The organism is Kitasatospora sp. NBC_00039, assembly GCF_045160625.1.
Taxonomy (GTDB): Bacteria; Actinomycetota; Actinomycetes; order Streptomycetales; family Streptomycetaceae; genus Kitasatospora.
In genome coordinates this window covers 4,022,898-4,036,716 of the sequence record NZ_CP108289.1, presented here as the reverse complement: position 1 = coordinate 4,036,716, position 13,819 = coordinate 4,022,898, and the positions used below count along the sequence as shown (strand labels likewise).

Genomic DNA, 13,819 nt, shown 5'->3' with positions numbered 1-13,819 from the left:
GCGGGCACGGCTGGGTATGGGTCCCGGCATGGGGCTTGAGGAGACTTTGCAGCTGAGGACGGACGCCGGACGCCAGGGCCTGGAGGCGGTCCTCGCCTCGCCGCGCGACGCGGTGGTGGCGCTGGACTTCGACGGGACGCTCGCGCCGATCGTGGCCGATCCCGACCGGGCGCGGGCGCACCCCGGGGTGGTGGGCGCGCTGCGGGCGCTGGCACCGCGGGTGGGCGCGACGGCGGTGGTCACCGGCCGGCCGGCCGGGCTGGCCGTCGAGTACGGCGGGTTCGACGGCATCGACGGTGTGGTGGTGCTGGGGCACTACGGGGCCGAGCGCTGGGAGGGCGGCGCGGTGACGGCGCCGCCGGTCCACCCGGGGGTGGACGCGGTGCGGACGGTGCTGGACGCCGCGCTGGCGGCGGCCGGTGCGCCGGCGGGGACGTGGGTGGAGGACAAGGGGCGCTCGCTGGCGGTGCACACGCGGCGGACGGAGGCGCCGCAGGAGGCGCTGGAGCTGCTGCGCGCGCCGGTGGAGGCCCTGGCCGCGGAGCACGGGCTGGTGGTGGAGCCGGGCCGGCTGGTGCTGGAGCTGCGGCCGCCCGGGATCGACAAGGGGGCCGCGCTGAGCGGGTTCCTGCGGGAGCGGGGCGCGCGGTCGGTGCTGTACGCCGGGGACGACCTGGGGGACGTGGCGGCCTTCGCGGCGGTGGAGAAGCTGCGCGCGGAGGGCGTGGCCGGGCTGCTGGTGTGCAGCGCCGCGGTCGGGGACGCGCCGGTGAGGGAGCTCGCCGACCGGGCCGACCTGGTGGTCGAGGGCCCGGCCGGCGTGGTCGGACTGCTGGAGCGGTTGGGGGCGGAGCTCGGCCGCCGGGAGTGATCAGCCGAGAGCGGCGAGCTGGTCGAGAAACCACTGCTGGGGCGGCAGCGCAGTCGCGGCGGCGGCGAGGCGCTTGGTGCGGTCGGCGCGTTCGCCGGCGGGCATGCCGAGCGCGGTGTGCAGGGCCTCGGCGGTGGCGACGACGTCGTACGGGTTGACCGTGAGGGCGTCGTCGGCCAGCTCGGCGTACGCGCCGGCCTCGCGGGACAGGACGAGTGCGCAGCCCTGGTCGGAGACCACCGGCACCTCCTTGGCGACCAGGTTCATGCCGTCGCGGATCGGGTTGACCAGGGCGACGTCCGCCAGCCGGTAGGCGGCCAGCGACCGCGGGAAGTCGTCGTTGACGTGCAGGATCAGCGGCTGCCAGGTGGGCGTGGCGAACTCGGCGTTGATCTCGGCGGCGAGCTGCTGGACCCGGGCGGTGTACTCGCGGTACTCGGCGAGGTCGGTGCGCGACGGGTACGCGAAGGCGAGGTGGACGACGCGGTCCCGCCACTCGGGGTGGGTGTGCAGGAGGTGCCGGAACGCCTGGAAGCCGCGGACGATGTTCTTGCTCAGCTCGGTGCGGTCGACCCGGACGACGGTGCGGCGGTCGCCGACGGCCTCGCGCAGGGTGGCGAGGCGCTCGTCGACGTCCGGGCGGTGGGAGCGCTCGCGCAGGAAGTCGGCGTCGGCCCCGAGGGCGTGGACGCCGAGCCGGGTGGTGCGGCCCCGGAGGGTGACGGTGAGCTCGGCGCGGTCGACGGTGGCGCCGAGGAGCTGCTCGCAGCAGTCGGCGAACGCCAGGGCCCAGCGGCGGGTGAGGAAGCCGGCCCGGTCGGCGCCGAGGATGCCGGTGAGGACGGCCTCGGCGACGTCGTCGGGCAGCAGCCGGAAGTACTCGGGCGGGGCCCAGGGGGTGTGCGAGAAGTGGCCGATCCGCAGGTCGGGCCGGGCGGCGCGGAGCAGGGCCGGGGTCAGCGAGAGGTGGTAGTCCTGCACCAGGACGGCCGCTCCCGGGGCGGCCTCGGCGGCGAGGGCGTCGGCGAAGGCGGTGTTGTAGGCCGTGTAGGCCTGCCATTCGGTGCGGAACCCGGCGTCGAAGGAGGGGGCGGTGGGGGTGGCGTAGAGCAGGTGGTGGACGAACCAGAGGGTCGAGTTGGCCACGCCGTTGTAGGCGCGGGCGAAGGTCTCCGGGTCTATGCCCAGCATGCGGACGGCCTGCCCGCCGGTGTCGTGGCCGGCCCGGTCGAGGCGGCCGTCCGGCGCCTCCCGGGCGGCCCGGCGGTCGGCGTCGCCCAGGGCCGCGCAGACCCAGACGGCGTCGGGGTCGTCGATGGCGGAGAGCCCGGAGACCAGGCCTCCTCCTCCTCTCCGGAGGGTCAGCGTGCCGTCGTCCGCGGTGCTGAACGACACCGGTCCCCGGTTGGAGGCCACCAGGACGGGGGCGGTGCCGGTCGGATTCGAACGTTCGGTCGTGAGATCGCCCATGACTGGTTGGTTGCCGGGGGTCTGCGGACCCAAACCCTTCAGTGCCGGGTGGCGTACTCGGGGACGGTGTGCATCGGGGGGCGTTCCAGGGCGGTGACCGGGTGGGTGTGGGCGGTGAACGCGCGGGTTTCCGGGTCACGGGTGAACTGGGTGAGCAGCGGGTGCACCAGGTCGGCGGAGGCCTTGAGCCGGTGGGTGCGGTCGAGCCGTTCCAGCGCCGTGCGGTAGATGGTGGCGGCCATCCGGCCGAGCGCCTGGCCGTCCTGGTGGCGGTGGTGGCGGACGCCGACGTCGACCTGGGCGAGGGCGTCCAGGCCGGCGGTCTCCAGGGCGTCGACCAGCAGGCCGAGTTCGACGCCGTAGCCGGTGGGGAACGGGAGGCGTTCGAGCAGGGAACGGCGGGCCGCGTACTCGCCGCCGAGGGGCTGGACGAAACCGGCGAGTTCCGGCCAGTGCAGGTTGAGCAGCGGGCGGGCGACCAGCTCGGTGACCCGGCCGCCGCCGGCCGGCACCACGGCTCCTTCGGTCTCCAGCGGCCGGTCGTACATGGCCTTGACCAGCTGGATCTCCGGTTCGGTGAGCAGTGGGCCGATGATGCCGGAGACGAAGGCCGGGTCGAACTCGCGCAGGTCGGCGTCGACGAAGCAGACGATCTCCCCACGGGTGACCAGCAGCGAGCGCCAGAGCACCTCGCCCTTGCCGGGGGCGGCCGGCAGCCGGGGGAGGATGTCGTCGCGGTGGACCACCCGGGCGCCGGCCTCGGCGGCCTCGGCGGCGGTGCGGTCGGCGGAGCCGGAGTCGACCACGACCAGTTCGTCGACCAGCGGCAGGCGTTCCATCAGCTCGCGGCGGATGGTGCGGACGATGTCGCCGACGGTGGCCTCCTCGTCCAGGGCGGGCAGGACGACGCTGACGGTGCCCGCGCGGCCGGCGGCCCGCTTGGCGTCCAGCAGGGTGCGCACCGGACGGTCGGCCGCGCTCCACGACCGGCGGCGCAGCCAGGACGCCGCCTGTGGGAGGAGCTCGGGTGTCGGGTCGGCGGGCACGGATCTCTCCTCGGCGGGGGTCGGCTGGGACGGGCTGGGAAGGGCCGGGACGGGTCATCTCGCGTGGCGGACGGTCCCGTTCGGGGTTGACGCCTTCGGATACAGTCTTCGTACAGCGGTCGGACCTTCGCACGCCGGGGTCACCGTTGCGCAAGACCAACAACTTCACAGAGCTCATCCAGAGGGACTGAGGGAACGGCCCGTTGACGTCCCGGCAACCTTCTCGCGCGGCTGTCGTTACAGGCCCCGGCGGGACAGGTGCCAATTCCGGCCTGTGGCGCGACCGCGTCACGGGGAAGATGAGGAGAGAGGCCTCCGCCATCATGGCTATCACTGCGACGACTCCTTCTGGCGCCGCACCCGCAACCGTTGACCTCGGCCCCGCCGCAGCCCTGTCCTGCCGCGAGTGCGGTAGCCGGTTCCCGCTCGGTCCGAGCTTCGCCTGTCCGGAGTGCTTCGGGCCGCTGGAGATCGCGTACGACTTCGGCGGCGAGGCCGCGGAGGAGCTGCGCAAGCGGATCGAGGCCGGTCCGGCGTCGATCTGGCGGTACGCGCCGCTGCTGCCCGTGCCGGCCGACGTGGCCGGGAAGCCCAACCTGAACCCCGGCTGGACCCCGCTGGTGAAGGCGGACAACCTGGGCCGCGAGCTCGGGTTCACCGCCCGGCTGCACATCAAGGACGACTCCGGGAACCCGACCCACTCGTTCAAGGACCGCGTGGTCGCCTGTGCGATCGAGGCGGCGCGCGCGTTCGGTTTCACCACGCTCTCCTGCTCCTCGACCGGCAACCTGGCCGGTGCGGTGGGCGCCGCGGCCGCCCGGGCCGGTTTCAAGTCCTGCGTGTTCATCCCGCACGACCTGGAGCAGGGCAAGGTCGTGATGGCCGGTGTCTACGGCGGTGAGCTGGTGGGCATCGAGGGCAACTACGACGACGTGAACCGCTTCTGCTCGGAGCTGATCGGCGACCCGGCCGGCGAGGGCTGGGGCTTCGTCAACGTCAACCTGCGCCCGTACTACGGCGAGGGCTCGAAGACGCTGGCGTACGAGATCTGCGAGCAGCTGGGCTGGCGCCTGCCGGAGCAGATCGTGATCCCGATCGCGTCGGGTTCGCAGCTGACCAAGATCGACAAGGGGCTGCAGGAGCTGATCAGGCTCGGACTGGTCGAGGACCGGCCGTACAGGATCTTCGGTGCCCAGGCAGCGGGCTGCTCGCCGGTGTCGGCGGCCTTCAAGACCGGCAGCGACGTGATCCGCCCCGTCAAGCCCGACACCATCGCCAAGTCGCTGGCGATCGGCAACCCGGCCGACGGCCCGTACGTGCTGGACATCGCCCGCCGCACCGGCGGCGCCGTCGAGGACGTGACGGACGCCGAGGTGGTGGCCGCGATCAAGCTGCTGGCCCGGACCGAGGGCATCTTCGCCGAGACCGCGGGCGGGGTGACCGTCGGAGTACTGAAGAAGCTGGTCGAGACCGGGCAGCTGGACCCGGCCAAGGAGACCGTCGCGATCAACACCGGCGACGGCCTGAAGACGCTGGACGCCGTCTCCGACGCCGGGATGACCGCCGTCATCCGCCCGACGCTGGCGTCGTTCCGCGACGCCGGCCTCGCGTCCGCCTGACCCCTCCACCCCGCCGCAAGGAGAAGCCCCCATGAGCGCCAACGTCCGCATCCCGACCATCCTGCGCACCTACACCGGCGGCGCCGCCGAGGTGGCCGCCGAGGGTGCCACCCTCGGTGAGGTCATCGCCGACCTGGAGAAGAACCACGCGGGGATCGCCGCCCGGATCCTGGACGACACCGGCAAGCTGCGCCGTTTCGTCAACGTCTACGTCAATGACGACGACGTGCGGTTCGCGGAGGGCCTGGCGACCGAGATCGCGGACGGCGCGAGCGTGTCGATCATTCCCGCGGTGGCCGGCGGCTGCTGAGCCGCACCGCCGACGGGAGGCCGTCCGGGTGTACGGAATTCCGTACACCCGGACGGCCTTCGCATTTCCCCCCGAGCTTCCGGGTGTTCCCGGGGTGTTTCCAGGTGCTTCCGGGATTCTTTCGGCGTCGCCGTGAAGGCCGCCCGCCCGGGCGCTTTCCCGGGCCGTCCCCGCGCGCCGCATTCCGGCGGGAATATTTCCCCCGCCAGTCGGAGTAGAGTGTCGCTCGGCCGGGAAGAGGGCCTCCCCTCCCCCCTCGCACCGGTCGTCGCCCCCCTGTTGCGCCCCGTACCGCCGGTGTATGTCCGGCCGCTGAGACCGGCGCCGGGCCCGCGGCCGTGAAACATGTCAGGCCGGTGTCAGAATTCTTGAGGGCATTTGGGTAATTCGTCCGCTATGTCCGGCGTGAAATGTGAAGTTTTTGGGCTTTTGGCCCGTCCTGTCCCCTGACGGGCCGGGGGAATTCCCGGCGGCTGGCTCTGTTGCAGAGGGCGTCGAGCCGGATACATTCAGCCGCGGTCGACGCAATCGCCCCTTCATCGGACACCGTCCGGTGGCTCGGCGGGGGGATTGTGGCGTGCACGGCTGCGCCCAGGGGGGGTTCCCCGGGCCGGCCTCAAACCAGACCCGGGCCCGCGACCTGCGGGCGCGTGAAGGGCCAGCACAGCACTAGGGGAGTTCGGAATGGCTCAGGGCACCGTCAAGTGGTTCAACGCGGAGAAGGGCTACGGCTTCATCGCGGTCGACGGTGGTGCGGACGTCTTCGTCCACTACAGCGCGATCCAGATGGACGGCTACCGCACCCTTGAGGAGGGCCAGCGGGTCGAGTTCGAGATCTCTCAGGGGCAGAAGGGCCCGCAGGCGGACATGGTCCGCGCGGCGGTCTGACCTTTCCGGCACCCAGGAGTTCGGCTCGGCCCATCGGCTGGTGCACCTCTTGCTTCGCGACGGGCCCGTGCGACACATGTCGCACGGGCCCGTTGCCGTGTCCGGGGAGTGGCCGGTGCGGCTCGCGGGTTGCCCATTGGGCTTGCACTCGCCCACCCAGAGTGCTAATCATTGGCGTTAGCACTCACAGCGTGAGAGTGACAGCGGACCGGGTCGGTGAGGCCCCCGGGAGCGGTAGGGGAAAGGACCCCCGCACACCAGGGCCGTCCGTCGCGGGCACCCCTTGGTCCGAGCAGTCGACCGTGTCCCGGAGGACCACTTCTGATGGCCAAGATCATCGCCTTTGATGAGGAAGCTCGCCGCGGCCTTGAGCGTGGCATGAACCAGCTCGCCGACGCAGTGAAGGTCACGCTCGGCCCCAAGGGTCGCAACGTCGTGCTGGAGAAGAAGTGGGGCGCCCCCACGATCACCAACGACGGTGTCTCCATCGCCAAGGAGATCGAGCTCGAGGACCCCTACGAGAAGATCGGCGCGGAGCTCGTCAAGGAGGTCGCCAAGAAGACCGACGACGTCGCGGGTGACGGCACCACCACCGCCACCGTGCTCGCCCAGGCGCTCGTCCGCGAGGGTCTGCGCAACGTCGCCGCCGGCGCCAACCCGATGGCCCTGAAGCGCGGTATCGAGAAGGCCGTCGCCGCCGTCTCGGACCAGCTGCTGGCCCAGGCCAAGGACGTGGAGACCAAGGAGCAGATCGCCTCCACCGCCTCCATCTCGGCCGCCGACACCCAGATCGGCGAGCTCATCGCCGAGGCCATGGACAAGGTCGGCAAGGAAGGCGTCATCACCGTCGAGGAGAGCAACACCTTCGGTCTGGAGCTCGAGCTCACCGAGGGCATGCGCTTCGACAAGGGCTACATCTCCGCCTACTTCGCCACCGACCTGGAGCGCATGGAGGCGACGTTCGAGGACCCGTACATCCTCATCGCCAACTCCAAGATCGGCTCGGTCAAGGACCTGCTCCCGCTGCTGGAGAAGGTCATGCAGAGCGGCAAGCCGCTCGTCATCATCGCCGAGGACGTCGAGGGCGAGGCCCTGTCGACCCTGGTCGTGAACAAGATCCGCGGCACCTTCAAGTCCGTCGCCGTCAAGGCCCCGGGCTTCGGCGACCGCCGCAAGGCCATGCTCGGCGACATCGCCATCCTCACCGGTGGCACCGTGATCTCCGAGGAGGTCGGCCTCAAGCTGGAGAACGCCGGCATCGACCTGCTGGGCACCGCCCGCAAGGTGGTCATCACCAAGGACGAGACCACCATCGTCGACGGTGGCGGCGACAGCGACCAGGTCGCCGGCCGCGTGAACCAGATCCGCGCCGAGATCGAGAACAGCGACTCGGACTACGACCGCGAGAAGCTCCAGGAGCGCCTCGCCAAGCTGGCCGGCGGCGTGGCCGTCATCAAGGCCGGTGCGGCCACCGAGGTGGAGCTCAAGGAGCGCAAGCACCGCATCGAGGACGCCGTCCGCAACGCCAAGGCCGCCGTCGAGGAGGGCATCGTCGCCGGTGGTGGCGTCGCGCTGCTGCAGGCCGGTGTCGCGTTCGACAAGCTGGAGCTCGAGGGCGACGAGGCCACCGGTGCCAACATCGTCCGCGTGGCCCTGGAGGCCCCGATCAAGCAGATCGCGACCAACGCCGGCCTCGAGGGCGGCGTCGTGGTGGAGAAGGTGCGCAACCTCCCCGCCGGTCACGGCCTGAACGCGGCCACCAACACCTACGTCGACCTGATCGCCGAGGGCATCATCGACCCGGCCAAGGTCACCCGTTCCGCGCTGCAGAACGCCGCCTCCATCGCGGCGCTCTTCCTCACCACCGAGGCCGTCATCGCCGACAAGCCGGAGAAGGCCGCTGCGGCCGCCGGCGGCGGCATGCCGGGCGGTGACATGGACTTCTGATCCTCCGGGGTCGGTCGTTTCCTGATCGCACGGGCGGTTCCCCTCGGGGAGCCGCCCGTGCGGCGTTCGTGCCGGGTGCTCTTTGGGACAATGTACGGATGGCTTCCTCCGACGACATCGAGACCGCCCTGCACAACGCGCGGGCGCTGATCCTGGCCGACCTGACCGCGAAGGACGTGGCGGACGCCGCCGTGGTGTCGCTGGTCGAGACGGCCGTGACCCACCGCCGCTGGTGGCTGGAGCAGTGGCCGGACGGCACCGAGTACGTGCTCGGGCTGGTCGCCCAGGACGTCCAGGACGCGCTGCTGGAGGCCTACGGCCGCTGGCCGCTCTGCGCCTCCTGCGCGGCCGACGGGGACCCGCACGCGCTCAGCGTCGAGCCCGAGCTGGGCCCGGAGCCCCACTGGGTCTGCGGCAAGGAGGGCACGGTCGTGGCACCCGTCGGGCAGCTGGCCTAGGGGCGTCCCCCGGCGCCTGCCGTCGGGCGGACGGGACTCCGGCGACGGGCCTCAGCCCTCCAGTGCGGCGAGTTCGGCGGCCAGGTTGGCGCGGGCGGGGGCGTCGAAGCGCGCGTGGGCGGTGGGGGTGCGGTAGAGCGCGGGCAGCGCGAGCAGTTGGCGCAGGACCGCCGCCCGGCCGGCCCGGAAGTCCGGCTCGGGGACGAAGGCGTACTCCTCCCGGACGGCGGCCGCGTACGCCGCGTACGCCTCGGGGGTGGTGCCGAGGACGGCGAGGTCGGCGTCGCAGAGCACCTCGCCGTCGCGGTCGCCGGGCTCGGGGTGGTGGGTGACGGTGAGCCGGACCAGCCGGGCCACCTCGGCGGTCCGCTGATCCGGGAGGCCGGCCTCGGTGAGCGCCCGGACGGCGAGGGCGGCGCTGCGCTCCTCGTTCTCGGAGCGGTCGGGGCGGTAGACGGCGTCGTGGAACCAGACGGCGAGGCGGACGGTGTCCGGGGCCCCGGCGTGCCCGGCCAGCGCGTCCACCTGGTGCAGCATCGCCCGCAGGTGGTCGGTGGTGTGGTAGCGGCGCTGCGGCTCGGCCCAGCGGTGCAGCAGGTCGCGCCCGTAGGGCTCGGGGTCGGCGCTCGCGCCGCAGCGGTGCAGCAGGGCGGTCCAGGCGGTGAGCAGGTCGTCCGTCGGCATGGGAGTCATTGTGGTGGCCCGGCGCGCCGGGGGTTCGGCCGGGGCTTCCACTGGACCTATAGGTAGTTTGACGATATATGTAGTTCCATGACCGAACGCTCCATGCAGGAGCCCACGCTGCTTCTGCTCACCGCACTGGCCGACGCCCCCAGACACGGCTATGCGCTGATCCAGGAGGTCGCCGCGATCTCCGGCGGCCGGGTCGCGATGCGCACCGGCACGCTCTACGGCGCCCTCGACCGGCTGCTCCAGCAGGGCCTGATCGAGGTCGCGGCCGAGGATGTCGTGGACGGCCGGGCTCGGCGCACCTACGCGCTGACCGTCGCCGGCCGGGCCGCGCTCGCCACCGAGGCGGAGCGGCTGCGCGCCGTCGCCAGCGAGGCGGAACGCCGCCTCTCCGTGTTTCACCCAAGGGCCAGGGGGACCTTCGCATGACCATGAACACGCCGACCGTCGCGATGAAGGCGGCGCTCCAGTTCTACCCGGCACGCTACCGCCGTGAGCGCGGGGACGAACTCGCCGCCGTCTTCTCCGACACCACGGCCGAGGCCGGGAAGCCGGCCGTCGTCCGGGAGGCGCTCGACCTCGCCGCGTACGGCCTGCGGGTGCGCACCCGGCTGACCGCCTTCTCGCCCGGCGGGCGGCTGCTCGCACTGGCCGCGCCGCTGATCGCCGGGGCGGCCGCGGGGGCCGGGTTGTACCCGTGGGTCGGCGACTCGGACCAGCTCGCCTGGCGGCTCGAGCACACCTCGTCGGTGGTCACGCTGGTGGCCGCCTTCGCGCAGCCGGTGGCGTCGCTGCTGCTGGCCCTCGCCGCCCTGCTGGGGCGGTGGGCGGAGGCGCGGGTGATCTCGGTGGCGGTGATGGCTGCCGGGCTGCTCGGGATGAAGGAGGTCTTCGTGGCGGACGGGATCAACGCGTGGTGGGTCCTGGCCGTCGGCTCTTCGGCGATGCCGTTCCTGCTCTCCGGCCTGCTGGTGATCGCGGCGCCGCGGGAGATGCTGGGCGAGCCGACCTGGCGCAGCCGCGGCCTGGTGCTGGCGTCGGTGGTCGGCGGCTGGCTGGTGATCGCCTCCCAGGGTGGCTTCGACTCCCACTACATGCTGAACGGCCCGCGCTCCGCCGTGCTGGTGGTCGTCCCGCTGTTCCTGGTGCTGACGGCGCTGCGCGGCCGGCTGGTGCCGGCGGCGATCGGGCTCGCGATGCTGCCGCTGACCGCCACCTTCGGCATGTTCACCCTCTGGCAGACGACAGGCGGCCTCTGGAACCTGCTGCCGATCTCCGCCGCGGCGGTGGCGCTGATCGTGGCGCCGCTGATGATCGGGCGCGGGGCCGGGGCGGGTGGCGCCCACAGCATCGCCTGATCGGACGCCCGGCCGGACGCCTGGCCGGACGCCTGGCCGGGCGCGTGACCGGACGCCTGGCCGGGCGTTCGACGGAAGGCGCGACGGAGTGCCCGGCGTACAGCCGCGCAGGGCTCGCCGCCGCCGGGCGGATGTGGCAGGCTTCGCATATGTCTAGACCAATTTTCGAAGTCATCGCGCTGACGCCCCAGGACGCCCAGGCCGCCGAGTCGGGCGGCGCCGACCGGCTCGAACTGGTCACGGACATGGCCGCCGACGGACTCACGCCGTCGGCCGAGGACTTCGCCGGGATCCGCGCCGCCGTGCACCTCCCGCTGCGCGTCATGCTGCGCACCCGGGACGGCTTCACGCCCGGCGACCTGGACGGGCTGCGGGCCCGCGCCGCCGCACTCCGGGCCGAAGGGGCGGACGAGTTCGTCTTCGGCTTCCTGGACGCCGACGGCGCCGTCGACCTCGCCGCCACCGCGGCCGTCGCCGAGGCGGTGGCCGGCTGCCGCTGGACCTTCCACCGGGCGATCGACCACAGCGCCGACCGGGCCGCCCTCCGCGCGGCCGTCGGCGCACTGCCCGGGCTGGACACCTTCCTCACCTCCGGCGCGGCCGCCGGTGTGGACGCCGGCCGGGAGGTGCTCGCGGCCGAGCTGGCCAGGGACGGCGAGCCCGGGTACGGCCAGCGGATCCTGATCGGCGGCGGGCTGCGGGCCGAACACCTGCCGGGCCTGCGGGCGGCCGGCTTCGACGCCTTCCACGTCGGCGGTGCGGTCCGCGCCGACGGGTGGCGGTCGCCGGTGGACGCGGGCAAGGTCGCCGAGTGGCGTGCCCTGATCGACGGCTGAGCGTGGAAGCGCCGACGGCTGAGCGATCGGTGGCCGTCGGCTCGGCGGGAAGGGGACCGGCATCGGCCGGTCCCCTTCCTCGTGGGTGCCGCCTTCCCCCTGGGTGCCGCCCGGCTCAGCCCAGCTGCTCGGGCAGCGGCTCGGCGTGCAGCACCGCCAGCCCGGAGACGGCACGGGTGAGCGCCACGTACAGGCGGCGCAGGCCGGTCCGCCCGTCCGGCTCGCCGGCGACCACCGCGGCCGGCTCGTCCAGCACCACGTAGTCGTACTCCAGGCCCTTGGCCAGCGAGGCCGGGACGAGGGTCAGCCGGGCTTCGGCGCTGGTCTCGGCGCCGGGGGAGAGGTGCGGCAGGCCGGCCGCGTCGAGCGCCTCGGCGAGCAGCGGGATGCGCGCGTCGGCAGCGATCAGGCCGGTCGAGCCCTCGTGCTCCAGCGCCCGGTGGCAGGCCTCGACGACCGCCTTCTCCAGCCCGTCCTCCGGGACGCGGGTGATCGTCAGCGAGCCGGGCGCCTCGCGGACCGACGTCGCCGGGGCGAGGCCGGGGGCGATCGCCGGCAGCAGCCGGGAGGCGTAGGCGATGACCTCCTCGGGGACGCGGAACCCCTTGGTCAACTCCTCGATGTGGGCGGCCGGTTTGCCCAGGTGGTGCAGGGCGTCCGGCCAACTCGCCGTCGCCCACGGGGTGGTGCCCTGGGCGAGGTCGCCGAGGACGGTCGCCGAGCCGGTGGTGCAGCGGCGGCCGACCGCGCGGTACTGCATCGGCGAGAGGTCCTGCGCCTCGTCCAGCACCACGTGCCCGAGCGAGGCCGTGCGGTGGACGAGGTCCGCGGTCTCGTCCACGAGGACGGCGTCGGCCTGTGTCCAGCGGGCGGTCTTCACCGATCGGCCGGGCTTGGGCCAGAGCACCGTCCGCTGCTCCTCGGGGGTGAGGACGCCCTCCGCACACGCGGCCAGGAACTCCGGGTCGGAGAGCAGCCGCAGCACCAGCTTGGCCGGTTCGACCAGCGGCCAGCACTCCTTGACCAGCGCCTTGACCGCGGAGTTACGGGCCACCGCGTCCTGCACCCGGTCGTCCGGGGCCTCGCCGCCCTGCTCCATCTTCAGCAGCACGGCGTGCGCGATCCGCTGCGGCAGGGCCTCCCTGGCGGCGCCGTAGCGGATGTCGCGGCCCTTCAACTCCTCGATGATCTCGACCAGTTCGTACGCCGGGACGCGCCAGCGCCGGGAGCCGCGGACCACCACGCAGGGCTCGGTGGGCAGGGTGATGCCGGCCCGCACCGCCCGGCGCAGCACCTCGGCCATCCGGGCGTCGCCCTTCAGCCGGGCCGCCTCGGCGGTGTCCTCGGCCTTCACCTCGACGTGCGCGACCAGCTGCTGGACGGTGGCCTGGGCGACGTCCAGCTCGCCGAGGGCGGGCAGCACCTGCTCGATGTAGGAGAGAAAGGCGTTGTTCGGCCCGATCACCAGGGTGCCGGTCCGGGCGAGCCGCTCGCGGTGCGCGTACAGCAGGTAGGCCACGCGGTGCAGGCCGACGGCGGTCTTCCCGGTGCCGGGGGCGCCCTGGACGCAGACGGTGCCGGTGATGTCGGCGCGGACGATCTCGTCCTGCTCGGGCTGGATGGTGGCGACGATGTCGCGCATCGGTCCGACGCGGGGCTTCTCGATCTCGGCGGCGAGCAGGGCCGAGGCGGAGTCCGACTCGGCCGGGTCGGAGAGGTGCTCGTCCTCGTACGCGGTGAGCTCGCCGCCGGTGTAGCCGAAGCGCCGGCGGCGGTCGACGTCCATCGGCTCGGTCCGGCTGGCCCGGTAGAACGGCTGGGAGACCGGCGCGCGCCAGTCGATCACCATCGGGTCGCCGTCGGCGTCGTGGACGTGCCGGCGCCCGATGTAGAAGTTCTCCCCGCCGGAGCCCTCGGAGAGTTCCTCACTGATCGCGTGCAGGTAGTCGAGGCGGCCGAAGAAGAGCGGGGTGTGCGAGAGGTCGGCCAGGGCGGCGATCCGGGCCTCGATCTGGTTCTGCAGCACGACGGCGGTGACCCAGGTGCCGGTCACGTCGCGGATGTCCAGCGACTCGACGTCCTCCCGCATGGCGCGCAGGGCGGCCCGGGAGGCGGCCAGGTGGTCGCGTTCGCGCTGGAGGGGGTCGGTGGTGGGGGTGGCGGGCACAGCGAACCTTCCCGGCTGCCCCGGAGACGGGCGCAGCGGATCGTTGGAGCTCACGGTGGACACAGCCGACCGTCCCTCCTTGCCCGGCAACGGGCAGGAGGGGCCCATCGTGCGGTCGGCGCCTCCCCCGGCTGCCTGCGGGACTCAGCAGGTACCACG

The 13,819-nt window shown here is 73.0% G+C and carries 13 protein-coding genes and 1 riboswitch; of the genes, 9 read left to right on the top strand and 4 right to left on the bottom strand.

All coding sequences use genetic code 11. The features are described from left to right. Positions 1-28 precede the first annotated feature (28 nt). Entirely contained in the window at positions 29-871 is an 843-nt protein-coding gene (gene otsB, locus OG286_RS17790; protein ID WP_396324362.1) for a trehalose-phosphatase, read from the top strand. Here the strand turns inward: otsB and OG286_RS17785 are convergent, their stop codons facing one another. Next, complete coding sequence (locus tag OG286_RS17785) at positions 872-2,341, bottom strand: trehalose-6-phosphate synthase (protein ID WP_396324363.1); 1,470 nt, start codon at positions 2,339-2,341, stop codon at positions 872-874. Between the two features lie 38 nt (positions 2,342-2,379). Next, positions 2,380-3,387, bottom strand: a complete 1,008-nt coding sequence (locus tag OG286_RS17780; RefSeq protein ID WP_396324364.1) for a glucosyl-3-phosphoglycerate synthase — start codon at positions 3,385-3,387, stop codon at positions 2,380-2,382. A 171-nt stretch (positions 3,388-3,558) separates the two neighbouring features. Next, positions 3,559-3,693: riboswitch (SAM riboswitch) on the top strand. A gap of 17 nt (positions 3,694-3,710) precedes the next feature. Between OG286_RS17780 and thrC the strand changes: the two genes are divergently transcribed. The 5 genes from thrC (at position 3,711) to OG286_RS17755 (ending at position 8,609) form a co-directional block, all read left to right on the top strand. Then, positions 3,711-5,006: a threonine synthase gene (gene thrC, locus OG286_RS17775; RefSeq protein ID WP_396324365.1), complete on the top strand. Its 1,296-nt coding sequence runs from the start codon at positions 3,711-3,713 to the stop codon at positions 5,004-5,006. A 31-nt stretch (positions 5,007-5,037) separates the two neighbouring features. Further along, positions 5,038-5,316: a ubiquitin-like small modifier protein 1 gene (locus tag OG286_RS17770; RefSeq protein ID WP_396324366.1), complete on the top strand. Its 279-nt coding sequence runs from the start codon at positions 5,038-5,040 to the stop codon at positions 5,314-5,316. Between the two features lie 684 nt (positions 5,317-6,000). Continuing rightward, positions 6,001-6,204, top strand: coding sequence for a cold-shock protein (locus tag OG286_RS17765; RefSeq protein WP_030289665.1), 204 nt, complete (start codon positions 6,001-6,003; stop codon positions 6,202-6,204). 324 nt (positions 6,205-6,528) lie between these two features. Beyond that, positions 6,529-8,151: a chaperonin GroEL gene (groL, locus tag OG286_RS17760; RefSeq protein WP_209412901.1), complete on the top strand. Its 1,623-nt coding sequence runs from the start codon at positions 6,529-6,531 to the stop codon at positions 8,149-8,151. Positions 8,152-8,249: 98 nt separating this feature from the next. Then, positions 8,250-8,609 carry a hypothetical protein gene (locus OG286_RS17755; protein ID WP_396324367.1) on the top strand — a complete coding sequence of 120 codons (360 nt, stop codon included), beginning with the start codon at positions 8,250-8,252 and terminating at the stop codon, positions 8,607-8,609. Positions 8,610-8,660: 51 nt separating this feature from the next. On the opposite strand, the gene OG286_RS17750 is transcribed toward OG286_RS17755, so the two are convergent. Further along, positions 8,661-9,293, bottom strand: a complete 633-nt coding sequence (locus OG286_RS17750) for a hypothetical protein (RefSeq protein ID WP_405360968.1) — start codon at positions 9,291-9,293, stop codon at positions 8,661-8,663. An 87-nt stretch (positions 9,294-9,380) separates the two neighbouring features. Between OG286_RS17750 and OG286_RS17745 the strand changes: the two genes are divergently transcribed. From OG286_RS17745 to OG286_RS17735, 3 genes are all read left to right on the top strand, one after another. Continuing rightward, positions 9,381-9,728 carry a PadR family transcriptional regulator gene (locus OG286_RS17745; protein WP_396324369.1) on the top strand — a complete coding sequence of 116 codons (348 nt, stop codon included), beginning with the start codon at positions 9,381-9,383 and terminating at the stop codon, positions 9,726-9,728. Continuing rightward, a complete protein-coding gene (locus OG286_RS17740; protein ID WP_396324370.1) occupies positions 9,725-10,657 on the top strand; it encodes a hypothetical protein in 933 nt (310 codons plus the stop codon). Before OG286_RS17745 ends, OG286_RS17740 begins: the two co-directional genes overlap by 4 nt. A 149-nt stretch (positions 10,658-10,806) precedes the next feature. Beyond that, positions 10,807-11,493, top strand: a complete 687-nt coding sequence (locus OG286_RS17735) for a copper homeostasis protein CutC (RefSeq protein ID WP_396324371.1) — start codon at positions 10,807-10,809, stop codon at positions 11,491-11,493. Positions 11,494-11,608: 115 nt separating this feature from the next. Here OG286_RS17735 and OG286_RS17730 read toward each other — a convergent pair whose 3' ends face one another. Beyond that, positions 11,609-13,768: a HelD family protein gene (locus OG286_RS17730; RefSeq protein ID WP_396324372.1), complete on the bottom strand. Its 2,160-nt coding sequence runs from the start codon at positions 13,766-13,768 to the stop codon at positions 11,609-11,611. Positions 13,769-13,819: the final 51 nt, after the last annotated feature.

What these genes read in the sequence shown, in the direction of transcription:
- otsB (WP_396324362.1), top strand. Translation starts at nt 29, where the DNA reads ATGGGGCTTGAGGAGACTTTGCAGCTGAGGACGGACGCCGGACGCCAG.
- OG286_RS17785 (WP_396324363.1), bottom strand. Translation starts at nt 2,341, where the DNA reads ATGGGCGATCTCACGACCGAACGTTCGAATCCGACCGGCACCGCCCCC.
- thrC (WP_396324365.1), top strand. Translation starts at nt 3,711, where the DNA reads ATGGCTATCACTGCGACGACTCCTTCTGGCGCCGCACCCGCAACCGTT.
- OG286_RS17770 (WP_396324366.1), top strand. Translation starts at nt 5,038, where the DNA reads ATGAGCGCCAACGTCCGCATCCCGACCATCCTGCGCACCTACACCGGC.
- OG286_RS17765 (WP_030289665.1), top strand. Translation starts at nt 6,001, where the DNA reads ATGGCTCAGGGCACCGTCAAGTGGTTCAACGCGGAGAAGGGCTACGGC.
- groL (WP_209412901.1), top strand. Translation starts at nt 6,529, where the DNA reads ATGGCCAAGATCATCGCCTTTGATGAGGAAGCTCGCCGCGGCCTTGAG.
- OG286_RS17755 (WP_396324367.1), top strand. Translation starts at nt 8,250, where the DNA reads ATGGCTTCCTCCGACGACATCGAGACCGCCCTGCACAACGCGCGGGCG.
- OG286_RS17750 (WP_405360968.1), bottom strand. Translation starts at nt 9,293, where the DNA reads ATGCCGACGGACGACCTGCTCACCGCCTGGACCGCCCTGCTGCACCGC.
- OG286_RS17745 (WP_396324369.1), top strand. Translation starts at nt 9,381, where the DNA reads ATGACCGAACGCTCCATGCAGGAGCCCACGCTGCTTCTGCTCACCGCA.
- OG286_RS17740 (WP_396324370.1), top strand. Translation starts at nt 9,725, where the DNA reads ATGACCATGAACACGCCGACCGTCGCGATGAAGGCGGCGCTCCAGTTC.
- OG286_RS17735 (WP_396324371.1), top strand. Translation starts at nt 10,807, where the DNA reads ATGTCTAGACCAATTTTCGAAGTCATCGCGCTGACGCCCCAGGACGCC.
- OG286_RS17730 (WP_396324372.1), bottom strand. Translation starts at nt 13,768, where the DNA reads ATGGGCCCCTCCTGCCCGTTGCCGGGCAAGGAGGGACGGTCGGCTGTG.